Origin of the sequence: Phyllobacterium sp. YR531 (assembly GCF_000282595.1) — a bacterium.
Lineage (GTDB): Bacteria > Pseudomonadota > Alphaproteobacteria > Rhizobiales > Rhizobiaceae > Phyllobacterium.
The window spans coordinates 276936-300082 of the sequence record NZ_AKIZ01000014.1 but is presented as its reverse complement, the minus strand read 5'-3'; the positions used below and the strand labels follow the sequence as shown (position 1 = coordinate 300082).

Annotated in this window: 24 protein-coding genes; 9 read left to right on the top strand and 15 right to left on the bottom strand. The window is 53.7% G+C overall.

Annotated elements, in window-relative coordinates; translation table 11 throughout:
- Positions 1-76 precede the first annotated feature (76 nt).
- The 4 genes from zwf (at position 77) to PMI41_RS05950 (ending at position 4458) form a co-directional block, all read left to right on the top strand.
- Positions 77-1549: a glucose-6-phosphate dehydrogenase gene (gene zwf / locus PMI41_RS05965; protein WP_008122787.1), complete on the top strand. Its 1473-nt coding sequence runs from the start codon at positions 77-79 to the stop codon at positions 1547-1549.
- Positions 1550-1558: 9 nt separating this feature from the next.
- Positions 1559-2263, top strand: coding sequence for a 6-phosphogluconolactonase (gene pgl, locus PMI41_RS05960; protein WP_008122785.1), 705 nt, complete (start codon positions 1559-1561; stop codon positions 2261-2263).
- Positions 2264-2329: 66 nt separating this feature from the next.
- Positions 2330-4156: a phosphogluconate dehydratase gene (gene edd / locus PMI41_RS05955; RefSeq protein ID WP_008122783.1), complete on the top strand. Its 1827-nt coding sequence runs from the start codon at positions 2330-2332 to the stop codon at positions 4154-4156.
- Between the two features lie 5 nt (positions 4157-4161).
- On the top strand, positions 4162-4458 hold the full coding sequence (locus tag PMI41_RS05950; RefSeq protein WP_008122781.1) for a type II toxin-antitoxin system VapB family antitoxin: 297 nt from the start codon (positions 4162-4164) through the stop codon (positions 4456-4458).
- A 55-nt stretch (positions 4459-4513) separates the two neighbouring features.
- On the opposite strand, the gene PMI41_RS05945 is transcribed toward PMI41_RS05950, so the two are convergent.
- Complete coding sequence (locus PMI41_RS05945) at positions 4514-5476, bottom strand: GlxA family transcriptional regulator (RefSeq protein WP_008122779.1); 963 nt, start codon at positions 5474-5476, stop codon at positions 4514-4516.
- A gap of 38 nt (positions 5477-5514) precedes the next feature.
- Positions 5515-6414, bottom strand: coding sequence for a bifunctional methylenetetrahydrofolate dehydrogenase/methenyltetrahydrofolate cyclohydrolase (locus PMI41_RS05940; RefSeq protein ID WP_008122777.1), 900 nt, complete (start codon positions 6412-6414; stop codon positions 5515-5517).
- 201 nt (positions 6415-6615) lie between these two features.
- On the opposite strand from PMI41_RS05940, the gene PMI41_RS05935 reads away from it, so the two are divergent.
- A complete protein-coding gene (locus PMI41_RS05935) occupies positions 6616-7869 on the top strand; it encodes a sarcosine oxidase subunit beta family protein (RefSeq protein WP_008122775.1) in 1254 nt (417 codons plus the stop codon).
- Positions 7870-7878: 9 nt separating this feature from the next.
- Here PMI41_RS05935 and PMI41_RS05930 read toward each other — a convergent pair whose 3' ends face one another.
- The 3 genes from PMI41_RS05930 to PMI41_RS05920 all read right to left on the bottom strand — a co-directional run bounded on the left by PMI41_RS05930 (position 7879) and on the right by PMI41_RS05920 (position 10779).
- Complete coding sequence (locus PMI41_RS05930; RefSeq protein WP_008122773.1) at positions 7879-10062, bottom strand: GumC family protein; 2184 nt, start codon at positions 10060-10062, stop codon at positions 7879-7881.
- Positions 10063-10180: 118 nt separating this feature from the next.
- Positions 10181-10459, bottom strand: a complete 279-nt coding sequence (locus PMI41_RS05925; protein WP_008122771.1) for a helix-turn-helix transcriptional regulator — start codon at positions 10457-10459, stop codon at positions 10181-10183.
- Positions 10456-10779, bottom strand: a complete 324-nt coding sequence (locus PMI41_RS05920) for a type II toxin-antitoxin system RelE/ParE family toxin (protein ID WP_008122769.1) — start codon at positions 10777-10779, stop codon at positions 10456-10458. Before PMI41_RS05920 ends, PMI41_RS05925 begins: the two co-directional genes overlap by 4 nt.
- Positions 10780-10928: 149 nt before the next feature.
- Here PMI41_RS05920 and PMI41_RS05915 point away from each other — a divergent pair, with 149 nt between their 5' ends.
- Positions 10929-12182: a lipopolysaccharide biosynthesis protein gene (locus tag PMI41_RS05915; RefSeq protein ID WP_008122767.1), complete on the top strand. Its 1254-nt coding sequence runs from the start codon at positions 10929-10931 to the stop codon at positions 12180-12182.
- Here the strand turns inward: PMI41_RS05915 and PMI41_RS05910 are convergent.
- From PMI41_RS05910 to PMI41_RS05900, 3 genes are read right to left on the bottom strand one after another with little or no spacing between them, the layout of a single operon-like run.
- Entirely contained in the window at positions 12179-13039 is an 861-nt protein-coding gene (locus PMI41_RS05910; protein ID WP_008122766.1) for a DUF6492 family protein, read from the bottom strand. The genes PMI41_RS05915 and PMI41_RS05910 overlap by 4 nt on opposite strands.
- Complete coding sequence (locus PMI41_RS05905; protein ID WP_008122763.1) at positions 13036-13788, bottom strand: WecB/TagA/CpsF family glycosyltransferase; 753 nt, start codon at positions 13786-13788, stop codon at positions 13036-13038. Before PMI41_RS05905 ends, PMI41_RS05910 begins: the two co-directional genes overlap by 4 nt.
- Positions 13785-14954 (bottom strand): glycosyltransferase family 4 protein, encoded by a 1170-nt coding sequence (locus PMI41_RS05900; RefSeq protein ID WP_008122761.1) that lies wholly within the window; start codon positions 14952-14954, stop codon positions 13785-13787. Before PMI41_RS05900 ends, PMI41_RS05905 begins: the two co-directional genes overlap by 4 nt.
- Before the next feature lie 80 nt (positions 14955-15034).
- Here PMI41_RS05900 and PMI41_RS05895 point away from each other — a divergent pair, with 80 nt between their 5' ends.
- The 3 genes from PMI41_RS05895 to proC all read left to right on the top strand — a co-directional run bounded on the left by PMI41_RS05895 (position 15035) and on the right by proC (position 18194).
- Positions 15035-16030 carry a glycosyltransferase gene (locus tag PMI41_RS05895; protein ID WP_008122759.1) on the top strand — a complete coding sequence of 332 codons (996 nt, stop codon included), beginning with the start codon at positions 15035-15037 and terminating at the stop codon, positions 16028-16030.
- Positions 15999-17303, top strand: coding sequence for an O-antigen ligase (locus tag PMI41_RS05890; protein ID WP_008122757.1), 1305 nt, complete (start codon positions 15999-16001; stop codon positions 17301-17303). The genes PMI41_RS05895 and PMI41_RS05890 overlap by 32 nt, the downstream gene beginning before the upstream one ends.
- A gap of 72 nt (positions 17304-17375) precedes the next feature.
- The gene (gene proC / locus PMI41_RS05885; protein WP_008122755.1) at positions 17376-18194 is read left to right on the top strand and encodes a pyrroline-5-carboxylate reductase; all 819 of its coding nucleotides are present in this window, start codon (positions 17376-17378) and stop codon (positions 18192-18194) included.
- A 58-nt stretch (positions 18195-18252) separates the two neighbouring features.
- On the opposite strand, the gene PMI41_RS05880 is transcribed toward proC, so the two are convergent.
- The 7 genes from PMI41_RS05880 to PMI41_RS05850 form a co-directional block, all read right to left on the bottom strand.
- The gene (locus tag PMI41_RS05880) at positions 18253-18636 is read right to left on the bottom strand and encodes a hypothetical protein (protein WP_008122754.1); all 384 of its coding nucleotides are present in this window, start codon (positions 18634-18636) and stop codon (positions 18253-18255) included.
- Between the two features lie 136 nt (positions 18637-18772).
- Positions 18773-19792 (bottom strand): LLM class flavin-dependent oxidoreductase, encoded by a 1020-nt coding sequence (locus PMI41_RS05875; RefSeq protein ID WP_040853924.1) that lies wholly within the window; start codon positions 19790-19792, stop codon positions 18773-18775.
- A gap of 117 nt (positions 19793-19909) precedes the next feature.
- Positions 19910-20113 (bottom strand): hypothetical protein, encoded by a 204-nt coding sequence (locus PMI41_RS05870; protein ID WP_008122751.1) that lies wholly within the window; start codon positions 20111-20113, stop codon positions 19910-19912.
- A gap of 316 nt (positions 20114-20429) precedes the next feature.
- Positions 20430-20951 (bottom strand): hypothetical protein, encoded by a 522-nt coding sequence (locus tag PMI41_RS05865; RefSeq protein WP_157179319.1) that lies wholly within the window; start codon positions 20949-20951, stop codon positions 20430-20432.
- Between the two features lie 293 nt (positions 20952-21244).
- Positions 21245-21457, bottom strand: coding sequence for a hypothetical protein (locus PMI41_RS05860; RefSeq protein WP_008122747.1), 213 nt, complete (start codon positions 21455-21457; stop codon positions 21245-21247).
- Positions 21458-21558: 101 nt separating this feature from the next.
- Complete coding sequence (locus tag PMI41_RS05855; RefSeq protein ID WP_040853841.1) at positions 21559-22839, bottom strand: glycerate kinase; 1281 nt, start codon at positions 22837-22839, stop codon at positions 21559-21561.
- Positions 22836-23147: a Dabb family protein gene (locus PMI41_RS05850; RefSeq protein ID WP_008122745.1), complete on the bottom strand. Its 312-nt coding sequence runs from the start codon at positions 23145-23147 to the stop codon at positions 22836-22838. The genes PMI41_RS05855 and PMI41_RS05850 overlap by 4 nt, the downstream gene beginning before the upstream one ends.

The window sequence follows — 23147 nt, the reverse complement described above, 5'->3', positions numbered from 1 at the left end:
CGATTAGATTATAGAAACCATGCGCCTCAAAGTTCGACTTTGCATCGCGCAATTCAGGCATAGCGAGACTCTATTCATGACAAGTCAGATTATCCCGGTTGAACCATTTGATTGTATCGTTTTCGGCGGAACCGGCGATCTTGCCGAACGCAAACTTATTCCGGCGCTTTATCAGCGCCAGCGTGACGGCCAGCTTTCGGAACCGACACGCATCATCGGTGCATCGCGTTCGGCCATGTCGACTGAGGATTATCGCAAATTCGCGCAGGCTGCGATCAAGGAATTCGTCAAGGCCGACGAGTATGACAAAAAACAGGTCGACCAGTTTCTGGAGCGCCTTTCCTATGTGGCCGTCGATGCGACATCTGAATCTGGATGGGAAGAACTCAAGACAGAAATCGGCACAGACCACAAGCGTATCCGCGCATTCTATCTTGCGGTCAGCCCTTCCCTTTTCGGCGATATTGCCAGCCGCCTGAAAAGCTACAAGCTCGTTACCGACCACACACGCATCATCGTTGAAAAGCCGATTGGCCGCGATCTGGACAGCGCGATTGCGCTCAACGATACGATTGGTCACGTGTTCAGCGAACAGCAGATTTTCCGCATTGATCACTATCTCGGCAAAGAAACAGTCCAGAACCTCATGGCGCTGCGCTTTGCCAACGCATTTTATGAGCCTCTGTGGAATTCCGCGCATATCGATCATGTTCAAATTACTGTCGCCGAACAGGTAGGGCTGGAAGGCCGTGCCGGTTACTATGATAAGGCCGGAGCGTTGCGCGATATGGTGCAGAACCATATCATGCAGCTATTGTGTCTTGTAGCGATGGAGCCGCCGGCTTCCATGGATGCCGATGCGGTTCGCGATGAAAAACTGAAGGTCCTGCGCTCGCTCAGCCCTATCACATCACAGAATGCCGATGAGCTTACCGTACGCGGCCAATATCGCGCGGGCGCGTCGTCCGGCGGTGCCGTAAAAGGCTATCTGGATGAACTCGGCACGCCGAGCAATACAGAAACATTCGTTGCCATAAAGGCCGAGATTGCTAACTGGCGCTGGGCTGGCGTCCCATTCTATCTACGCACGGGCAAACGCCTTGGTGCACGCGCTTCGGAAATCGTCGTTTCATTCAAGCCGATTCCTCATTCAATTTTCGGTGAGACAGCCGGGCGGGTTGTTGCCAACCAGCTTGTTATTCGCCTGCAGCCGGATGAGGGCGTCAAGCAGTGGATGATGATCAAGGACCCGGGTCCGGGCGGCATGCGGTTGCGTCACGTTCCACTGGATATGAGCTTTGCAGAGTCATTCAAAGTTCGCAGCCCAGATGCTTATGAGCGCCTTCTGATGGACGTGGTGCGCGGCAACCAGACATTGTTCATGCGGCGTGACGAAGTGGTCGCGGCATGGCGCTGGGTCGATCCTATCCTCAAGGCCTGGGCCGAGACCGAACAGGCACCTTCCGGCTATACTGCCGGAACATGGGGCCCATCATCCGCCATCGCACTTATTGAGCGTGACGGCCGCACATGGCACGAGCCGGAATAGGCTTTTATCATGGTGACTGATCCTAGGCTGAATAGTTTTGATAATGGCGCTACACTTGCAGAAGCATTGGCGACGGCCGTTGCAAACCGTCTTGCGGCGGGTTGCAACGACAATGGGAAAGCCGTGCTGGCAGTTTCAGGCGGCACGACCCCTGCCCGCTTTTTCAAAGCCTTATCGGTCAAGGATCTGCCTTGGAACAAAATTACCATAACGCTGGTGGACGAACGCTTTGTGCCGCCCTCCAGCGACCGCTCCAATGAACGTCTGGTGCGCGACGCGCTTTTGCAGAATGCGGCGGCGGGAGCTAATTTTGTCGGTCTCTATCATGAAGCTGACGACGCCAATGAAGGGGCGGAGATTGCCGCGACGGAAATTGCCAAGCTGGGGCAGCCATTCGATGTGGTCGTGCTCGGCATGGGGGGCGATGGTCACACCGCGTCGTTCTTCCCGGGCGGCGACAATTTGAACAAGGCCATTTCCACAGACCAGACATCATTGGTTTTGCCTATGACGGCAGAAAATGCAGGTGAGCCGCGTTTGACACTGACGCTGCCGGTCATCGTGAATGCACGCTTCGTTGCTTTACATATTGAAGGCGCGGGCAAGATGACTGCACTGGAAGCAGCGCTTGGCGAAGGCGACGTCAGAGACATGCCCATCCGCGCCGTGCTTCGACACGAGCCGATCGAACTTGAGATTTTCTGGGCTCCTTAAGCGCCCGGATGCGTGATCGCCAGGAGGCTCCCAAACTCCTTGGCAAGCGCTACAAGGAGAGAACACATGACCGTCATGCAACGGGTGAAAAGCATTACCAATCGCATCCGCGAACAGTCAAAGCCAACGCGGGATGTATATCTGGATCATTTGCGCGAGGCCGCTTCCCGGAAACCCAAGCGGTCGGCACTTGCCTGCGCAAATCTCGCGCATGGTTTTGCAGCCTGCAGTCCGTCAGACAAGGAAGCGCTGGCCGGAGATGTGGTGCCAAACGTTGGCATCATAACCTCTTATAATGACATGCTTTCGGCACACCAACCCTTTGAAACCTATCCGAACCTGATCAAACAGGCGGTGAAAGAAGCGGGTGGTGTTGCGCAGGTTGCAGGCGGCGTGCCAGCCATGTGCGATGGCGTGACACAGGGTCAGCCCGGTATGGAACTGTCGCTGTTTTCACGCGATGTGATTGCCATGGCAACTGCAATTGGCTTATCGCATGACATGTTCGATTCTGCCGTTTATCTGGGCGTTTGCGACAAGATCGTTCCGGGTCTCGTCATCGGCGCGCTGACTTTCGGTCATCTGCCAGCCGTGTTCATTCCTGCAGGCCCGATGACGACCGGCCTGCCGAACGACGAAAAGGCAAAGACACGCCAGCTTTATGCGGAGGGCAAGGTCGGACGCGAGGAATTGCTGGAATCGGAGTCAAAATCCTATCACGGTCCGGGCACCTGCACCTTTTATGGTACGGCAAATTCCAATCAGATGCTAATGGAGATTATGGGCCTGCATATGCCGGGCTCCTCATTCATCAATCCCGGCACTCCACTGCGTGATGCCTTGACCCGGGAAGCTGCAAAGCGTGCACTGGCCATCACTGCGCTCGGCAATGAATTCACTCCCGTCGGCGAAATGATCGACGAGCGCTCCATAGTCAACGGTGTTGTGGGACTGCATGCAACGGGCGGCTCGACCAACCACACCATGCATCTGGTCGCAATGGCGGCAGCAGCAGGCATCAAACTGACATGGCAGGATATTTCCGATCTGTCTGACGTGGTGCCGCTTCTGGCCCGCGTCTATCCAAACGGCTTGGCAGACGTGAACCATTTTCACGCGGCTGGCGGCATGGGCTATATCATCCGCGAATTGCTGGACGGCGGATTATTGCATGAGGATGTCAAGACCGTCTGGGGCGGCACCGACGGCTTGCGTGCCTATACAATAGAGCCAAAGCTTGGTGAAAATGGCACTGTTGTCCGCGATCCCATTGCAGCCGAAAGCGCCGACAAGAAAGTGCTTTCCACCTGCGCAGCGCCCTTTCAGGTTACTGGTGGCCTGAAGATGCTCAAGGGCAATCTTGGCACTGCTGTTATCAAGACTTCCGCGGTCAAGGCAGAGCGCCATATCATCGAAGCACCTGCCCTCGTCTTTGACAGTCAGGCGGCATTGCAGGATGCCTTCAAGGCTGGCCAGCTCAACCGCGATTTCGTGGCAGTCGTCCGCTTTCAGGGACCGCGTGCCAACGGCATGCCCGAATTGCACAAGCTGACGCCTGCGCTGGGCGTTTTGCAGGACCGCGGCCATATGGTTGCGCTTGTAACCGACGGTCGTATGTCGGGCGCATCAGGCAAGGTTCCGGCAGCAATTCACGTGACACCGGAAGCACTGGATGGCGGCATCATTGGCAAAATACGTGATGGCGACATTGTAAGGCTGGACGCCGAGATCGGCACGCTCGATGTGCTTGAAGACCCGGCAGTTCTGGCAGCACGCCCCGCTGCGGTGGGCGATATGAGCCATAATGGATACGGCATGGGACGCGAATTGTTCGCATCGTTCCGTAATGTTGTCGGGCGTGCAGACGCAGGCGCTTCGGTGTTTGGACTTTAGTAGCATTGCATCAGTGTGTAGACGTACCTAAGCTCCTGTCTGTTCTGAGAGTTGAGGGGTGCCAGCCACTGAATATTCGTAACGAGGAAGTCAACCAGCTTGCAGCAAAACTGGCGGCTCGCAAAAATATAAGCAAGACCGAGGCTGTGAAACTCGCTTTGATGAAGGAATTACAGCTGACGGATAAGGAAGTTTCGCTAGAGGAGCGTATACGGCCAATACAGGACAAGATCGCCTCTTATCCTGATACTGGATTTAAAGCAGATAAGGCATTCTTTGATGACCTTAGCGGTGATTATTGAGGATCATAAGTACACCTGTGCTCATAGAGCCTGAAGCCATTGGTGTGACGAAAAATCAGTAGTTCGTGCGGCGCTCGTCGGAAGGTGAGCGCCCGAATTGAGCGCGATAGCTCTGCGCAAAATAAGAATGCGAAGTGAAACCCGTCGCCAGTGCCACGTCCAAAATTGGCGAATGGGTCTGCCGCAAAAGCTCGCGAGCACGTTCGAGACGCAGGCTCATATAGTATCGACCGGGTGTCATATTGAGATGGCGCAGGAATAACCGCTCCACCTGACGCACCGATAGTCCTACGGCCTTGGCCAGACGTACGGCAGACTTGGGTTGCTCCAGATTGTCGGCCATAAGCTCGACGATCTTGCGCAATTTTTCCGATTTGCCCGTGAGGTCACGTTCCGGCCCGATACGCTGACGGTCCGTCTGTGAGCGTATACGCTCATGATGAAACTGGTTTGCAACTTCGTTGGCGAGCGCCGGACTGAAATCCTGTTTGATAATCTCCAGCATGAGATCGATGGACGTCGTACCGCCAGCGCATGTATAGCGTTTGCGGTCTATCTCGAAGACATTTCCCGTACACTCGATCTGCGGGAACCGCTCCTGAAATCCTGCCCGGTTTTCCCAATGGATCGTGCAGCGATGTCCTTCCAACTGGCCCGCTTCGGCGAGAATATAGCTGCCGATGTTCAGCCCGCCGAGCGCTGCGCCGCGCCGCCCAAGGTTGCGCAGGGTTGCAATCACCTTCGGCTTATCTTCGAATTCCGTGGTCAATCCGGCACAGATGAAAAAGATATCCGCTGCCGGAAGTTCCGCGAGCGCATATTCGACATTGATCTGGAGGCCATTGGATGCCGTCACCGGAGCCCCGGTCGCCGAAACCGTTATCCACGAATAGAACGGCTCTTCCGACATGCGATTGGCCGTGCGCATCGTATCGATGGCAGCGGCAAGGCTGAACATCGGGAATTTGTCAACGAGCAGAAAGGCAAAGGTTCTGCCGACCTTGAGTGCTTCGGCCATGCGCTGTTGTAACGGGATTCCCTATTTGAGCAAACTGATCAGAAACGCGGCGGGTTTTTACCGGCCGAGCGATAGGCCGCTACAAGTGTATTGGCCATCAGCATGGCAATCGTCATTGGGCCAACCCCGCCCGGAACGGGTGTAATTGCTCCTGCAACCGTTGCGGCATCGGCAAAATCGACATCGCCGACGAGCCGGGTCTTGCCCTCGCCTCGTTCGGGTGCCGGAATACGATTGATGCCGACATCTATAATGGTCGCTCCGGGTTTGACCCAATCGGCCTTGATCATTTGCGATCTGCCGACTGCTGCCACAAGAATATCGGCAGTGCGGCAAAGAGCGGCAAGATCTTTGGTCTTGCTGTGAGCAATGGTTACTGTCGCATTGTGCGCCAGCAGCAAATTGAACATGGGCTTGCCAACAATATTCGAGCGACCAACAACGACAGCATTCAGGCCGGACAGATCGCGCCCGAGAATACGATCAATCAACAGCATGGAGCCAGCAGGTGTGCACGGCACAAAAGCGGTTTCAATTTCGCCTGTTCCCAATTTGCCGACATTGATGAAGTGAAAACCATCCACATCCTTGTCTGGCGAAATTGTCTGGATGATCCGCCCGGAATCGATATGTTTTGGCAATGGCAGCTGTACAAGAATGCCGTGGATTTTTGGGTCCGCATTCAGCTTCTCCACCAGCACAACAAGATCTTCCTCTGAAGTTTCGGCCGACAGGGTATGCTGCTCGGAATGAAATCCGCATTCGCGCGCTTTTCTACCTTTCGATGCAACATAGACCTGGCTTGCCGGGTCCTCCCCTACGATCACGACGGCGATACCCGGTGTAATCCCGCTGTCCTTGATCAGTTCGGCAGCAAATGTCTTGACCTTCGATACCACATCCTCGGCAATTTCCTTGCCATTGATCGTCACTGCCATGTGCTGCTCCTGGAAATCGTACTTCGCGGATTGAGCGTCATTCTCTTGATTTTGCGCCCAAACAATACCGTCAGAACGGCGTTCCCTGACGCAATAGCGAAAGCGTTGAAGAACCGCAATGCGATGATACGTTGCAGGGCTTGGCTAACTCAGAAAATCCAAGCATGATTGTGTGACACGTTACCGATTCCGGGAATTCAAATGCGCTATTCAGCTTTCAGCCTTCTAAAAAATGCCCTCAACGGCAACAAGGACTGGAAGCCGGCATGGCGTAAACCCGATCCCAAGTCAGCCTATGACGTGGTTATAATCGGTGGCGGCCATGGCCTCGCAACAGCCTATTATCTCGCCAAGGAACACGGCATCCGTAATATTGCCGTAGTGGAAAAGGGCTGGCTCGGTTCAGGCAATATCGGTCGCAACACCACCGCGATACGCTCCAACTACCTGCTTTCCGAGAATCAGCATTTTTACGAAGCGTCGATGAAGCTATGGGAAACCATGTCTCACGATCTCAATTACAATGTGATGTTTTCGCAGCGCGGCGTTGTCAATCTCGCCCATTCACTCCCGCAGCTCGATATCTATGCAAGACGCGGCAACCAGATGCGGCTGAATGGCATTGATGCCGAATTGATGAACCCGGCCCAGATCAAGAAACTCATACCCGGCCTTGATATCAGCAGTTCAGCACGTTTTCCGATTATCGGCGGACTTATGCAACGTAGTGCCGGCACGGCGAGGCACGATGCTGTCGTGTGGGGATATGCCCGCGCCGCCGATCAGCTGGGCGTGGATATCATCGAGAACTGCGAAGTGACGAGTTTTCTGAAAGATGGCGATACCGTTACCGGCGTTATGACAACGCGCGGGCCAATCAATGCCAAAAAGGTAGCCTGTGCCGTGGCTGGAAACACCAGCGAGTTGATGCGCAGGGCCGGTATCGACCGTTTGCCACTGGAATCGCATGTGTTGCAGGCATTCGTTTCCGAGGCGCTGAAGCCGGTTGTCGATACGGTCGCAACCTTTGGTGGCGGTCATCTCTATTTCAGCCAATCCGATAAGGGTGGTCTGGTGTTTGGTGGTGATATTGATGGCTATAACTCCTACGCACAGCGTGGCAACCTTCCGGTTGTTGAAGACGTGATGAGCGAGTTTGTAGCGCTTATTCCGGCACTGGCACGGGTTAAGCTTCTGCGTTCATGGGGTGGTATCATGGATATGAGCATGGACGGCTCACCTATCATCACGACAGGACCGCTACCGGGAATGTATCTGAATACCGGCTGGTGCTATGGCGGGTTCAAGGCAACGCCAATTTCCGGCAAATGCTTTGCTTGGACAATTGCAAAAAATGAACCGCACCCGCTATCCGCGCCGTTTACGCTTGATCGTTTCTACCGCGGATATGTCATTGACGATAAGGGGCAAGGCCCCACGCCGAGACTGCATTAGAGCGGCATTTCAACCGGTCTGCCGTTCTGCTTCTTCGCGGAGTATTTCTCGTAGTTCTGCAATGTCATCCAGCATGTCGTCAATATTGGAATTGTCGTGCTGGCGTGGCGCAACATGCGCGTCGGCATAGGCATAGAGAAACTCAGCCACAGCCGTCTCATCCTCTGCGAACTCAGCGGAAACACTGCCACTGCGCGCCCGCTTGATGGCGGCACCAAGGCGTGAGGCAGCCGGCACGGAGGCTTCCTGAGTAACGGGTTTCGTGCGCCTGCCATTGCCGAGAGGTGCCGGATCTGAGGGAGAATCTCCAGCACGATTACCCGCGCGAAAACTTTCAAGCATTCCCAGCAGGATGGCGATGCCAAGCCCGGCAAAAAGCCCACCGAGCAAGCCAGCTATAGCGACAAGTTTGCGCGATCCGCCAGTGCTTTCCAGCGCCGGACGAGCCGGGGAAATGACCCTTATATTGGTGGTGTTTACACTTTCAAGCTCACCGGTTTCCTTGGCGCGCAGGAGAAATGCTTCATAGACCGCACGCTTGGCGGCGACCTCGCGATCAAGCTCCCGCAACTTGACCATGTCTTCATTGTTGGTAGCCGTGCGTGCCTTCAACTGGTTCAGGCGCGCCATCAACTCCTGTTCCTGCTGCTGAGACCGTTTAAGTTCCGTTTGTACAGATGAGGCGATGCGCTGCAGTTCGTTGCGGATTTCAGTACGAATGCCGCTGACTTGCGATTGCGCCTGAATGAGCTGCGGGTGGCGAGGTCCAAGCTTTGTTGCAAGGCCATCTGCCTGCTGTTTCAAGGCACCATATTGCGATCGCAGAGCGACGATGACGCCCGAGCGGAATTCTTCCGGCAAAGTATTGCCAAGAACACCCTCGACGGAAGTGCTGCGGATTGATGCTGCCTGTGCATTCAGGCGGATTGTCTGGTTGCGGGCTGCAGTCAATTCATCATTGGTGCGCGTAATTTCGTCATCGCTGATAAGCCGGCCCTGAACGTCCACAAGATCATTCTCGGCCTTGAATTTCTGGACGGCATTTTCAGCCACCTCAACGCCTGCACGCAAATCGTTCAACCGGGCGGTCAGCACCTCCGTGGCCTGTCTTGCGGTATCAGACTGAATATTGCCCTGCTCTTCGCGGAACACATCCGACACCGTATTGGCGATGAGCGCCGACTTCTCCGGATCGCGCGAATCAACAGTAATGTTAAAAATGTAGTTCTTCGTGCTGCGCTCGACATTCAGGTGTTCGTAAAGATTGCGTAGCAGCAATGTCTCGCGCGTTGTGGCGTCCGGCGTGCTGTCGGTGGAAAACAGTTCGCGTATCGTCGCAAACAATCCACGCTCTCTCAGGTCACCGTTGAATTCCGGATCTTTGGCGAGTCCGGCTCTTTCAATGACTTTGGTCAAGACACTGCTGGACTGGATAATCCGCAGTTGGCTTTCAGCGACGGCGAGCGAAGCATCCAGAGGAAGCTGGGTCGATGAAATTTCCTTGTCGACGATCTTGAGATCTCGCGGGTCAACCAGCACTTCCACAGTCGAGGAATAGAGCTTGGGCAGTGTCATGGCATAACCAACACCCAGCAATGCTCCGATAATCGTGGTGGCTACGATCAACGATTTGGATCGGCCGACCCTGTTTATGACAATACGGGGATCGACAAGAGGCTTCCACTCATCATCCTGATAGTCATCTTTTTGAGGCTTTGCCCGGACCTGTTGCGGCCGCTGCGATGGAGCAGACACTGGCTTTTTAAACATCTCTGGCTCTGGAGTTGCCGGTTCGGCAGTTGCGGGGATAAAGACCGGGGGTGCTGCTGGTTCTTTCTCCCGCAGCAGCTCGTTATAGGTCGCTGCGGGCATGCGGACTTCATTCTCGGCGGCATCAACGCGGCGATTAAGCTCGGCCTTGATCGCAGCCATATCCGCGCGCATACGATTTATCGCATCCTGTTCGACCGCTTCATTACCCAACTCTTCGGGAATATCATTCGGCGGTGATTGAGTAGGCTCGGATTCTGCAGCAAGGCGCAAATTGCGCATTCTATGATAATGGTCGAGACTGGTTTCGTTGCGAACAGGCGCCGCAGCCTCAGCACGCGGTGTCTGCGCCTCCGGGCTCTGCTCGCTGGCAAACGAGAGAAGCGAGCGCCGCTTTACCGTCTCGTTTTCACGATTAGTCATCCGCAACTGAACTCCAACATCCTGACCCAACTGCGATCAATCGCGGATACTGCGATCCACGGTTAATCCACACTAAAGTTCTATGGAAAATAAATCGTTAATTATCACAACTTCTCGCTTACAGAGGAGTCATATCGACATGCAACTTATATCCAGTGGCTTCGGCGTATCGCCTCAATGTTGCAATTGAGGGTGAAACTCGACCTCCCTCCAATCTTGCAATTGCAGATTGGGTAGTCGCCATTCGCTTGGCAAGCTCAGCTTGGGATAATTTTGCTTGGGTTCGTGTACGAATAAGAAGCTCGATAACTGTATATTCCACATCAGCCTGTTTGTAATGCTCGCGGAATGCAGGATCTTTTACGTACTTTTTCTTCAATTCCCCGAGAGTTTTCATACTTCCACCTGTTTCATTCGTTGGTAGGCCAAAGCCAAGGCACCTCGAGGCGTTCGCTGCGATTTTTTTACAAAGACATGTAAGATCACAATTCGCTTTCCCGTTACAGCTATGTACATCCCCCGAGCTATTCCCTCAGCCGCTTTGGCTCGAAGCTCCCATAACTTGCCATCGATATGCTTCACATGCGGCTCGCGCATATTTTCCAGTCCGATACTTTCCACTAGCTCCATCAGACGGATTAACCGCGCTTGCAAACCGGGAGGTAGTGCATCCATCTCCGCTTCCGCAGGGATGGATATTTCGACAGTCCAATCCATTTAAATATAGCCTATATGATATAATTTGAAAATATGCAGCGAAGAAAATAAGAAGCTAGAATGGGTGGAAGGCATTTACAACCAGCCCATACGAGCCGTTAAACCTTTTACGCTACATACAATCAAATGTTCTTGCGCAGGATATGAAATTGATTGTTCGGCATGTCAAAGCCAATGCGGGGCTGATCCGCGACTATTTCTCGGTGATCAGTGGATCAGCGGGACGGCTGGTCATCTCGCTGGCCTATTTCGTCGCCCTTGCCAATACATTGACGATTGCCGAGTTTGGATTGTTTGCAACCGCATCAGCAACAGGTGTCGTGCTTTCGCGGCTTGTATCGTTCGGTTTTGTCTCCCCATTATACCGGATTTCAACCGTCAAACCTCAGCTTCTGGGTGCCTATACGGGAGGGTTTCTCGCGGCGGTTGTCATTTCCCTGCCTATTTTCGTGCTGGCAGCCTATCTTGCTCATCTCGTCTTCTTCGGTGCCGACCTTGCAATTGGCACGTTTGCCGTAATCGTCGCCGCCGAAGCGCTGTTGTGGCGTTCGCTGGAAGTTGTCGTCGTCGTCAATAATGGCCTCAACCGATTTGGCCGCGCCGCATTGCTGGTCATCATCGGCACAGCGCTTAGGGCCATTGCGGCAGTTCTTTTTGCTTTTTCCAGCGCTACCAACCTCGCTATCTGGAGCTGGTGGTATGCCGGGGCAAACGGGATAGCATTGATCATTGCCATTATCTGGTTCTATCCCAAGGTGCGGCTGCGGCTGGTGCCAAAACTCTATCGCCGGCGGCTAAGCGACTCTTTTGCGGTTACAGGCGCGGAAGTCCTGTTCTACATTCAGTCGGAGATGGACAAGCTGCTGGTATTGGCGGTCGGCGGCCCACAGACGGCGGGTGTTTACGCAATCATCATGCGCCTTGTCGATCTGACGGCTCTGCCCGTACGTTCCTTTAACATGATGCTGGTGCAAAAGTTGATGCGCACGCCAGACATGCTCAAATCCATGAAGATACGCGGAGGACTGGAATTCGGTGTGTTTCTGGTGTCAACACTTGGGTTGGCAGCGCTCGCGCTATTTCTGCACATTTTCCCGCGGGCGCTGGGCGATAATGTAGCGTCGGTTGTTGCATTGCTGCCGTTGGTCATTCTGGTGCCCGGTTTGCGTAATCTCGTCGAATATCAGGCAGAAATTCTCTATGCGCGCGGGCAATCCGGTCTACGGGCGATCAACCTTGCGGTACTTGGGATTATCAAAGCAGGTTTGCTGTCCTGGCTGCTGGTGACCTTTCTGGAAGTAAATGATTGGCTGATCTGGCTCAATGCCATGTTCGCGGTCATCTATCTTGTTTCTACCATCCTGACCTATCGAGCCATCAAGAGACCGGCACGGCGGGTCTAGAAAAACAGCTTCCGTATACGATCCGTGCCGTCGCCAAGGAATGACTGGATACCTATCGCTACTTGATAGGGCGCCATTTCCTCGACGAACTTCACGAGTTCGTCATCCGTCGGAGCCGGTGCAGACCAGTGAATCCGGCAGAACTCCCTGCCATCGTGATAATGGTCCTTTGCCATCAGAACTTCATCGACATAACGGCCATAAATCATGCACTCTGAAAACTTGCGTGTCCGGCCAATGGTCGCAACCCAGTGCCTGCCGCTGCGCTTCTCGATATGATTGCACATGCCAATAATGGCATCGCGGCGCCACGCAATGAGTGTCCCGATGTAGTCATGCCCGGCGACGCTGACAGGTGTAATCCCAAGCAGATTACCGGCATTTTCAGACCAGATGAGTTGATCACCCGGGACGGGACGCAACAGATCACCATCGCGCCGGAACAGCCGCGTGTCGTTACCTTGCCAGAACAGCGAGCAATCAAATGGCTTCAGGAAGGTGACATCTGAATCAATATAGATGAACGCGTCATCATCCGTATGTTGAGCAATCGCGATACGACGGAATTGCTGCATATGCCAACCGCGCAGAGGCATGGTTCTGGGCGACAGCCAGATCCGGCGGCGGCCAAAATTTGTCGGATCCGGAAACGGCCTTATCCAGCCGGGCATCAGATCGTTTTCGTCGATCACGATGCGATTGGGCGTTTCAAGCTGCTTGAACAGGGCAACATCGCGATGTTCGACCAAGATATAGTGCTTGGTATAACCCGTCACAAAACGATCAATGGTTTCGCACAGCAATTGGCAACGCCGGAAATCCGGCGCATAACTTGCCGTGACCAATGCGTTCTTCAATTGCGACCTCTCAGTTTTGCTCGCATAACGCGTAACAGAAAAAGCGGGTTACCGACAATATAGCGTCGCCATAAACGCGCCGGTTCCTGTACCAGACGATACAGCCATTCAAAACGTAGTTTTTGCACCAGCGCAGGAGCACGTGGCACGGCACCAGCCATGAAATCGAACAGAGCGCCTACACCCATTGCCACCACGCAATGATCTGGCGTGAGCTTTTGCGCCATGAACAATTCCTGGCGGGGAACGCCCATCGCGACCAGCAATATGTGTGGAGAAAACTCTTTCAACGATGCCAGAATACCGGGTTCCTCCGCCATGGTGAAAAACCCGTCACTCACAATGCGGATATCATGTTGCGGGGCAATCTGACGAAATTTAGCCGCAGCTCCTGCTACGACTTCCGGTTTGGCACCGATCAGTCCGATGCGGATAGGGTTGGTTTCAGCCTTCAGGATAGCGGGCGTAAAATCCGTGCCATTCAAATTTGCGGGAAAAGATGCTCCGTGCAGAATTTTTGAAGCGATATCGACGCCGATGCCATCGGGCAGGACGAGAAAATGTTCCAACGCTTCACGAAACCCGGCATCAGTCTGCGCTACATTTGCATTATGAGCATTCAGCCAGGTGATAAGTGTGAACTGCCTGTTGGCGATGCGCTCGCGTATCAGATCAATGGCATCCTGCCATGGCAGGGCGACAACCGGTACGCCGAGGACGGAGCGAATGGGCGGGGCAGTCTCGCTCATTTTATCGCCTGAAGCCGGTCGAGGCCAAGTTTGATCTGCCGGTCAAACCGCTCCTGCTGCGCCATCCGAAAAGCTTTGCCTGATCGTATCATGTCTTCACCCTCCCGAACGCGCGCAACCATCTGGTTGACGGCTTTGGCAAAGGCAGCCGGATCATCCGCCACAACACAATTATCCGGCACATCGGCAATACCGCGCACGGAAAGAGCAGTGGCGACACTTGGCAAGCCAAGCTCGAAAGTTTCGATTGTTTTCAATTGAACCCCGGTCCCGGCGCGGCTGATGAGCGGGATTACTGCACAGCTGCGAACGAAATCCGTGGCGTCCGGCACGCGCCCTGCAAAATTTACCTTCGGCCATGCAGCCTTGAGGTCGGCTGGCGTACTGCCCGCAACAGTAATGCGGATATTCTTATCAAGGTGCGGCGCGACTTCGCGCAAAAACCACTCAAGGCCGATGCGATTTGGTTGCCATGTCCACGTGCCGATCAGGCCCAAATCATGCTCAATCACGCGATCAGACATTTTCGTGGTGTCCGCTTCGGTCACCAACGGCAAGGCGGCTGCGCGCCCGGTTGTTTCAAGTTGCAATGCTGTGATGTCTTCATCGGCCAAGGTGAAGACAAATGATGCGCTGTCGCACAGGCGTTTTTCCAATCCTGCCAAAAGCCGGGACTCACGACTGAACAGATATTTTTGCACAAGGCTTGTTGCAGCATCGGCATTTTCGCGGGCAGAGCGATGCTCGACATTGTGCGCGATGAATACTTTCGGCTTGTCGGCAAAACAGTCCTCAAAGGCTCCGGCAAGGGCAACGCCATTTAGCACATAGGCGTCAAACGGTTCTGCTGAGGCGATAGCTGCCCGGAACTTCTCCTTGGTGATGATGCGTAGTTTTACCGAAGATACGGTGAGGCCCGTGAGCACGGCTTTTCCCAACCAACGCAATTTTTGGCCAAGGCTAGCGGTATCGTTGCGAACATCGACCTCCCCCAACAATATTGTGCTGCCGGGGTCCAGCGGCGCACTGCCAGGCCAGACAAAGCCGATGACAGTGACTTTTACACCAGCGCGCCTTAACCCATCGATAATCGCCTTGTTGGCGATTTCGTAGCCTGTGGCCGGTTTACCGTCCGGGACGATGGAGGTGACAAAAAGTACGTGCATTGTGGCTCGAACGTAATGAAATGTTGAACAAGTGTCTTCTATATCTTCATATAGATAAATAACGGATAAATAGTCCCGTGATGAAATTGAACGGCCACGACAATATAACCATCGTAACACAGTCGCCCGACCTTTCGCCGGAAGCGATTGATGTTGTCGTCACACTGCCCACATTCAAACGGCCGGATCATCTATTGAAAACCCTCGCTTCGCTGAAGGCGCAGGTTACGTCCCGTTCATTTGCAATTATCGTCATGGAAAACGAAGCGGAAAAACGCGAGGGCGCTACTGTCGCTGCGCCATTGTTTGAGGCTGGAGAATATCGCGGCCTAGTAATCATTGCGCATAATCGCGGCAATTGTAACGCATACAATGCCGGATGGCTGACAGCACTCGCAATATTTCCGAACTTCAAATCATTGGTGGTTATCGACGATGACGAAGTTGCCGACCCGCATTGGCTGGAAAATCTTTGCAAGACGCGCGAACTGTATGGTGTCGATTTCGTCGGTGGCCCGCAGATACCTATGTTTGCAAAACCGGAACATCAGGTATGGGCTAGCCATCCTGTTTTCAGCCCGCATTACGACACAACCGGACGCGTGCCGATCATTTACTCGTCAGGTAATCTGCTAGTCGGGCGTAATGTGCTTGAAGCGATGCCTTTTCCTTTCCTTGATCTCACTTTCAATTTCATGGGTGGTGGCGATTCCGACTTCATAAGCCGGAGTGTCGTCAAGGGATTCACCATCGCCTGGTGTGCTGAAGCGGCGGTTTACGAAACCGTGCCTGCACGACGAGTCGAGGCGGACTGGATCAGAGCGCGCGCTTTGCGCAACGGCGTCATTTCGAGCCTGATTGAAAAACGCAAACGCTCCAATGAGCCTTTCGGCAAGTTGAAGACAATCCTGAAAAGTCTGGCGCTTCTAGCCGTTTCACCTGTTCGTGCCGTGATAAAGACAGCGCAGACCGGCTCTCTGTCCATAGGTGTCTATCAGATCTATATTGGGCTTGGCCGTGTTTTGGCAGAATTCGGATATTCGAATGAGCAATATAGGCAACCTGAAAAGAACTGACTCCTTCATAGCGATCCCGGCGCGGCTGGTGGCAAGCCTTCTGGCTGCGCTGATCCTGTGTGTCTTGCTCGTTTCGTTTCGGCCATTTCAGCCAGCCAGCACTGCTATTGCAGGCAGCGGCGGTGATGTCGTCAACCAGCTTGGATTCGGGGCATTGGGCGGCGTGTCAATCCTGGCCATGATCGTGCTGGCCAACCCGCAACGTCTTTGGGCACTCCTGAGCCCGATGTGGATCGTCATGTTCGGCTTCCTGTTTCTTTCGACCATGGTTGCCGTAGATCCCGGCGCCGCGCAGCGTGCGGTAATCTTCACAATAATCGGCGTCCTGTGTGTCGTTGCAGTCCTTTCTTTGCCACCTGACATGGACGGGTTTTCGCTTGCGCTGGTCATTGCCGCCACGGCGGTTCTGGTGCTCTCCTATGTAGGTCTGGTTATTTTCCCAGACCTCGCCAAGCACACTGCGAGCGAAATCGAGTCCGAACATGCCGGACTCTGGCGCGGTATATTCGCCCACAAGAACGTTGCCGGACCAGTAATGGCTGCATTTTCATTCGGGGGTATTTATCTCATCCGCCGCGGCTGGCGGACCAGCGGCATCGGCATACTTGTATTCGCACTGCTGTTTGTGGCGCATACGGGATCGAAAACGTCTACAGCGCTTGTTCCCATGGTCATTCTTCTCGTCATGGTGCCCGGTCTTTTCGGCTTGAGAATACTGACAGCGTTGCTCATAGCCGCTGCGCTCACCGGCTTTTTCTTTTTCACAATAGGTACGTTGTTCTTTCCACCAACTCACGACCTTTTGCAGCAGCTGGGTGCCGATGCGACATTTACCGGGCGCACGTCGATCTGGCAGTTCGGCCTTGAAAAACTCAGTGAGACTCCATGGCGTGGCTATGGTTTGGAAAGCTTCTGGGAAGCACCTGTCGTGCGGCAAGCCGAAACGCCTTATTATCTGGACTGGGATGTGCGGGGCATCGTCCATGCACATAATGGCTATCTGGACATAGCAATCGCAATGGGTGTTCCGGCGCTGATCTGCGCAATATTTGTTCTCGTGCTGTTGCCGCTCATCGACTATGTGCGAACATTGAGAAAACGCGAGAATATCTACCTGTCCGACTTCTTCATGATGTGTCTGACATTCTCGTTGATGAATGCCTTCCTCGAAAGCTTCTTCTTTCGACGTGCCGATCCTGTCTGGTTGCTTGTGGTCATGGCATGTTTCGGATTGCGCATGACTGCACGCATCCCATTGCCATCACGCACCTGATTTTGACCAAAGCCTGTTGACCGGATGCTTGCGACCGGATCAAAGTGCCGCCTGTTCAAATGGAGAGAGACGATGGTTGACAATGTGGTTCTGGTTGGTTGCGGCAATATGGGTTTTGCCATGCTCAAGGGCTGGCTTGACGCCGGTATATTGCAGCCAGGCCAAGTGACCGTTGTTGAGCCAACCCCTGCTCTGCTTGAACGCGCGGCAACTTTAGGGGTGAATGCGTTGGCCGACGCGTCGAAGATCAAGGACGAGCTTGCACCGCGCATTATTCTCGTCGCAGTCAAACCACAGGTTATGCGCGATGTGCTTCCCGCCTATGTGCGATTTGCCGGCATCTCGACCTTTGTCAGTGTGGCTGCAGGAATAAAAGTTGCCTTTTTTGAAGAGCATCTGGGTTCCAATGCCGCGATCATTCGCACAATACCCAATACACCGGCGGCAATCGGCAAGGGAATGATTGTCACCTTCCGCAATGGGCATGTCAAAGACAGCGATGCGGCCCTCGTTGATCGCCTGCTTGAGACAAGCGGCGCTGTAGCAGCAGTGGATGATGAGAGCCTGATCGATGTGGCGACAGCGGTTTCAGGTTCCGGACCGGCCTACGTGTTCCATTTCATCGAAGCTTTGACCGAGGCTGCGGTCGATGCGGGACTAGAGCGGAAGACGGCGGAGATATTGGCTATGCAGACGGTATTTGGTGCCGGTGCTTTGGCTGCCTCCAGCGAGGATACGCCTACAAAGCTGCGCGAACAGGTGACAAGCCCCAAGGGAACCACGGCCGCTGCGCTTGATGTTTTGATGGGTGATGACAGACTGAAGAAGCTCGTGACGGAAGCCGTCTCTGCCGCACACAAGCGTGCCGTCGAGCTGGGCAGTCAGGCATAAAAATGCGACCGGAGATTTCCGGCCGCACTTATTGGCTTTGCTGGAGGCAAAGAGTGTTTTAGCTCGGCTTTTTGGTGACGAGCGTCAAAAGCCCTTTTGAATCAAGGCTGGCGATAACGACTGCCTCTGATGTCAGGCCTTTTTCCTTCAAGGCGGCGGTTACTTCCGGTGACTTGTCGATGGAAGAACGCAGCTTCTTTACATCGCCATCGCTGCGCTGAGCGACTGCGTCATTGACCTGCGTCTTGGTGGCGTCAGGCAATTCGTTGATATCGACGATATTGATCGTCGTGATCTGCGGCGCGCCGGTCTGAGCCGGTGCCTGACCAGATGGAGCGGTTTCTGCCGCGCTTGGTGGCGTCTGCGGTGCAGTCTGTGCATAAGCAGCCGAAGTGGCCAAGGGGAATGCCGCGCAAAGCGCGAGCACTATCATCTTTCGCATCGTTTTTCCTTTCAGATGATTGGCGAACGATCATCTATTGATGATGCGCGCCACTTCACCTGCGAAATTCGATCTCAACCGGTCGATGATCGGGTTTTTTCGGGGCAATATAATGGCCAAAATATGGCCTGCCGCCCTATGCGAATAAGCTTACTGAAGCAGAAGCTGTCTTCCCAATCATTGTATCAGCCAGAATTTCATATGAGCGCACGCGCGCCTTATGATCGAATATGTGACCCGTAACCATGATTTCATCAGCGCCGGTACGTTGTATGAATTCTTCGACCCCGGCCTTTATTGCAGGAGCCGCACCTACAACTGAACAAGACAAGGATTGGCGCAAGATCGCCTTGGCATGAAGATCAAGCGTTTCTTCATAGCCTTCGACCGGAGCAGGAAGCGGTCCTGGATTTCCGGTACGCAAGTTTACGAATGCCTGCTGCTGGGAAGTTTGCAGTAGCCGCGCCTCATCATCGCTTTCGGCAGCGAATACATTGAGGCCAAGCATCACATAGGGCTTGTCCAGATATCGTGAAGGTTCAAACCGGGCACGATAGATCTCGATGGCGCGCTCCATTTCTGCCGGAGCAAAATGCGATGCAAAAGCATAGGGAAGACCGAGAGCCGCAGCGAGCTGAGCACCGAAAAGACTGGAACCAAGTATCCAGACCGGCACCTCAAGTCCTGCACCCGGAACTGCAATAACGTGCTGGCCAGGTTGCGGTGGGCTGAAGTAACCCAGCAACTCGACTACATCCTGCGGAAAGCCGTTAATGTCCTGATTGAGATTGCGGCGCAGCGCCTGAGCAGTGATCTGGTCAGTCCCCGGAGCACGGCCAACACCAAGATCAATGCGGCCGGGATGCAGGGCTGCCAAAGTGCCGAAAGCCTCGGCCACCATCAGCGGCGAGTGGTTGGGCAGCATAATGCCACCCGCACCGAGGCGAATTTTTGAGGTTCCTGCCGCCACTTGAGCGATCACAACAGCCGTTGCCGCACTGGCAATGCCGCGCATGCTGTGATGTTCCGCAAGCCACAAACGATTATAACCAAGACGCTCGGCATTCTGCGCGAGATCCAGCGAATTACAGAGTGATTGCGAGGCATTGCTGCCTTCTGCAATCGGTGAGAGGTCGAGGACGGATAATGGGATCATGACCTTCATATAGGCGGCGGCTGACGCTGCACAATGCGGCCAAGCAATTTCATGATTCACAAAAATTGAACGTTGGTTGAATAAGAATTCTATCTTATCGGCCTGCGCCGGACACTATTAGATCGTACCGGTGCGGGGAGAAGCCAAGCGCAGCTCCATTCCAACAACAGGGCGCATTTCCTGTGATAGCTGTTCGTCGGATTCGCGGATGGCTGTTTCGATGAAATAGGCGATCATCTCAAAGCCTTCATCGTCTGCAAGAGCGCACAATCTGGAAAGCTCCGCTTTCAGAACTTCCAGCGTCTTGGTCCTCTTGTTCATCCATTCCTCTCCCACAACCCCAAAGAACGTTACAACGCTCCATTCAACTCCCAGCTGCAGCGTAGGCACGCTTCAAGCTGTCAGCACGACAATTGATCCGGCGATACTGTCGTGGACCTGTCATTCATTGTAATTCTTACAAATTGAATCAGATGGTGTTTTCCAGCGGGACACTAATACGAAAAATAACATTTTGAAAAGATCAAATTTATTCGGCCTGACCTTTAAATGGTGTCAGTTTAGACTAAAATTAATTTAAAATTTTATATTATAAACTGTAACCCCGCGACTTTGTTAAATAACTTACTTTTCACATCTAAAAGCTCGACATCTGGATTTCAGGTTTACCACACATCTTTTTTGAACCGGTCCGTGTTGCCTGATCGATAATGCCCGAAGCAAGGTCAGAAACGACCTCGATAGCAATGTCCTCAGGCAAGCCGGTTTCAGCCATTCCTGCCCTCATTGCTGCTTCACTGGCTTCTGTACCAGTACCACAAATATAGGCTTTGGCTTCCAATACCGCAGCCTTCTGGAACTTCTTATTGTTGATATCGCCGCCTTCACTTTCGGTTTCAACCTGCCCTTTTATGCTGAACGCATGGCTGGCCGTCATCGGGGTGAATGCGAGAAAGGCTACTGTTGCCATAACCACTGATGATCTCAAAAAGTGCATGATACGCCCTTTCCAGTCCATACATTTAAAGCGCGGCGGCTTCGCCGTTGTTAGCTTTGTTAATGCATTATAAACGATGTGAACCTGTTTGTGTTCCGTAAGACTGTTCAACTGGCTGTGATTGGCTGAGTAGGCATAAAAGTCAGCAGCAAAATGCTGCAATGCACCAAATGCAATGCTGCTATGCAATATTGTCTGTATTAAATCACGGCAATTGAGTTATCTTCAAATCAGGAATTTTCGACAGCGTCACCTCCTCCCGACCCTGTCGAAACGGACGGTCTCTTCTCCTCCCAGAAGACCCTCCATAACCAACGAAACCCACCGCACCTCCTCCCGCGGTGGGTTTTGTTGTTTCAGCCCCCCTTTTTTGCGCAGAAAAGAAAATACCGCTTCAATCCTTCCGGAATGAAACGGCATTAAATAAGGTAAACGGCAAAGGCCGAATAAACCGACTACTGTTTCCCGGTTTCCACTTTGCGGCGTGCAACGCTTTCCTCAAGCGTCAACTTTTTCTCCGGCTTTGCGCGCTCGGTAAGAGATTTGGGCGGCGGTACGAAGGAAAAATCCTTGACCGGCGAGTTAGCGGGAACATTGCTTGTCGGGCTGGTCGTGCAACCGGCAACAAGGATCGCCGACAGGATAATCAAGGTAGGTGCAGCTCGCATTCAACTTTCCTTTGCATGAAACGCCATTTCATAGCGCCGACTTCAAATCAAACACGACGCATAATGCTAGCGGTTGACCATCCAATAATGGCGATAGCGCGTCAACGCACGAGAATTGCCCGCAAATCATTGACGTTTGTTCCAGTTGGCCCCGGCACAAATAAATCGTCTATCGCATTGAATGCCGTCCAGGCATTATTGCCATTCAGATAGGTCGATGCATCGTGCCCCTTTGCCAACAGACGTGCCACACTGGTGCTATCAGCGAAAGCACCTGCATTATCCTCGGACCCGTCTATACCATCCGTATCGGCGGCAAACGCACTGATGCCGTTCGCACCATCGATATCCATTGCGAGGGAGAGCAGAAATTCGGTATTGCGCCCGCCCTTGCCCTTTCCCCGTACGGTAACCGTGGTTTCACCACCGGAAAGAATGACAACGGGCTTTGCGAATGGTTGATTCTTTGCAAGTACGTGCTTCGCCAATGCAGCATGAACATGGGCAACCTCACGTGCTTCGCCCTCTATTGCATCAGACAGGATGACAGCCTCGATCCCGTTGGCCCGCGCCGTTCTGGCAGCAGCCTCCAGCGAAACGCCTGCCGATGCAATCACGTGATACTCATGATCGTTGAATACAGCATCGCGGGGCTTCGGGGCATCTGCCGCAGCAGACCGGAGATGCGCCAGCGCACTTTGCGGCAGATCAAATCCATAGCGGTCAACAATAGCCAAGGCTTCCTCACGCATTGTCTCGTCGGGAACTGTGGGACCGGACGCTACAAAGGCCGGATTGTCGCCCGGGATATCCGATACAATTAACGAGTAAACACGAGCGGGGTGTGCCGCAGTAGCAAGACGCCCGCCTTTAATGGTGGAGAGGTGCTTGCGCACGGCATTCATGGCGGAGATCGGCGCTCCCGAAGCGAGCAAAGTCTTGTTGACGGCGATTTCATCCTCAATGGTCATGCCTTCCGGCGGCGATGGCAGCAAGGCAGACCCGCCCCCTGATATGAGGGCAATGACGAGATCATCCGCTGTCAAATTCGACACGGTTTCCAAAAGGCGTTTCGAAGCAACGAGGCCCGCTGCATCGGGCACGGGGTGAGACGCTTCAATAATCTCTATATGTTTACAAGGAGCGCCAAACCCGTAACGGGTCACGACAAGTCCTTCGATGGGACTGCCCGGATATTTGCTCGCCCATGCCTTTTCAAATGCACTCGCCATTTGTGCTGAACCTTTGCCAGCGCCGATAATGATTGTCCGGCCTTTCGGCTTTGGCGGTAGATGGGAGGCAATTGTCCGCTCAGGGTCTGCAGCATCAACAGCTGCGCGAAACAGTTGCGTGAAAAATTCCTTGTCGTTCATGGGTGTCAAACTTCCAGATCAAATACAAAAACACCGTCCGGACCACCAACGGCTGAAGATACAATGCGTCCGCCAATTGCCTGATGCTCAGGATCAATGAGATAGGCATCGCGGGCTGCGGCATCGGTGAAATCAAGAATGAAACCTTCTGTATAGCCTTTGTCCATACCCGCCTCGGGGCTGACATTGACCCCGGATGTGAAGGCGAGTGCGCCGGGCAACCGTTTACAGAGTTTGGCAAGATCATCGTAACAAGCTTGCCGCTCCGACGCGGGAACGTCGGCACGAAAACGGATGAATACACAGTGGCGGATCAT

What these genes read in the sequence shown, in the direction of transcription:
- zwf (WP_008122787.1), top strand. Translation starts at nt 77, where the DNA reads ATGACAAGTCAGATTATCCCGGTTGAACCATTTGATTGTATCGTTTTC.
- pgl (WP_008122785.1), top strand. Translation starts at nt 1,559, where the DNA reads ATGGTGACTGATCCTAGGCTGAATAGTTTTGATAATGGCGCTACACTT.
- edd (WP_008122783.1), top strand. Translation starts at nt 2,330, where the DNA reads ATGACCGTCATGCAACGGGTGAAAAGCATTACCAATCGCATCCGCGAA.
- PMI41_RS05945 (WP_008122779.1), bottom strand. Translation starts at nt 5,476, where the DNA reads ATGGCCGAAGCACTCAAGGTCGGCAGAACCTTTGCCTTTCTGCTCGTT.
- PMI41_RS05940 (WP_008122777.1), bottom strand. Translation starts at nt 6,414, where the DNA reads ATGGCAGTGACGATCAATGGCAAGGAAATTGCCGAGGATGTGGTATCG.
- PMI41_RS05935 (WP_008122775.1), top strand. Translation starts at nt 6,616, where the DNA reads ATGCGCTATTCAGCTTTCAGCCTTCTAAAAAATGCCCTCAACGGCAAC.
- PMI41_RS05930 (WP_008122773.1), bottom strand. Translation starts at nt 10,062, where the DNA reads ATGACTAATCGTGAAAACGAGACGGTAAAGCGGCGCTCGCTTCTCTCG.
- PMI41_RS05925 (WP_008122771.1), bottom strand. Translation starts at nt 10,459, where the DNA reads ATGAAAACTCTCGGGGAATTGAAGAAAAAGTACGTAAAAGATCCTGCA.
- PMI41_RS05920 (WP_008122769.1), bottom strand. Translation starts at nt 10,779, where the DNA reads ATGGATTGGACTGTCGAAATATCCATCCCTGCGGAAGCGGAGATGGAT.
- PMI41_RS05905 (WP_008122763.1), bottom strand. Translation starts at nt 13,788, where the DNA reads ATGAGCGAGACTGCCCCGCCCATTCGCTCCGTCCTCGGCGTACCGGTT.
- PMI41_RS05900 (WP_008122761.1), bottom strand. Translation starts at nt 14,954, where the DNA reads ATGCACGTACTTTTTGTCACCTCCATCGTCCCGGACGGTAAACCGGCC.
- PMI41_RS05895 (WP_008122759.1), top strand. Translation starts at nt 15,035, where the DNA reads ATGAAATTGAACGGCCACGACAATATAACCATCGTAACACAGTCGCCC.
- PMI41_RS05890 (WP_008122757.1), top strand. Translation starts at nt 15,999, where the DNA reads ATGAGCAATATAGGCAACCTGAAAAGAACTGACTCCTTCATAGCGATC.
- proC (WP_008122755.1), top strand. Translation starts at nt 17,376, where the DNA reads ATGGTTGACAATGTGGTTCTGGTTGGTTGCGGCAATATGGGTTTTGCC.
- PMI41_RS05880 (WP_008122754.1), bottom strand. Translation starts at nt 18,636, where the DNA reads ATGCGAAAGATGATAGTGCTCGCGCTTTGCGCGGCATTCCCCTTGGCC.
- PMI41_RS05875 (WP_040853924.1), bottom strand. Translation starts at nt 19,792, where the DNA reads ATGATCCCATTATCCGTCCTCGACCTCTCACCGATTGCAGAAGGCAGC.
- PMI41_RS05870 (WP_008122751.1), bottom strand. Translation starts at nt 20,113, where the DNA reads ATGAACAAGAGGACCAAGACGCTGGAAGTTCTGAAAGCGGAGCTTTCC.
- PMI41_RS05860 (WP_008122747.1), bottom strand. Translation starts at nt 21,457, where the DNA reads ATGCGAGCTGCACCTACCTTGATTATCCTGTCGGCGATCCTTGTTGCC.
- PMI41_RS05850 (WP_008122745.1), bottom strand. Translation starts at nt 23,147, where the DNA reads ATGATCCGCCACTGTGTATTCATCCGTTTTCGTGCCGACGTTCCCGCG.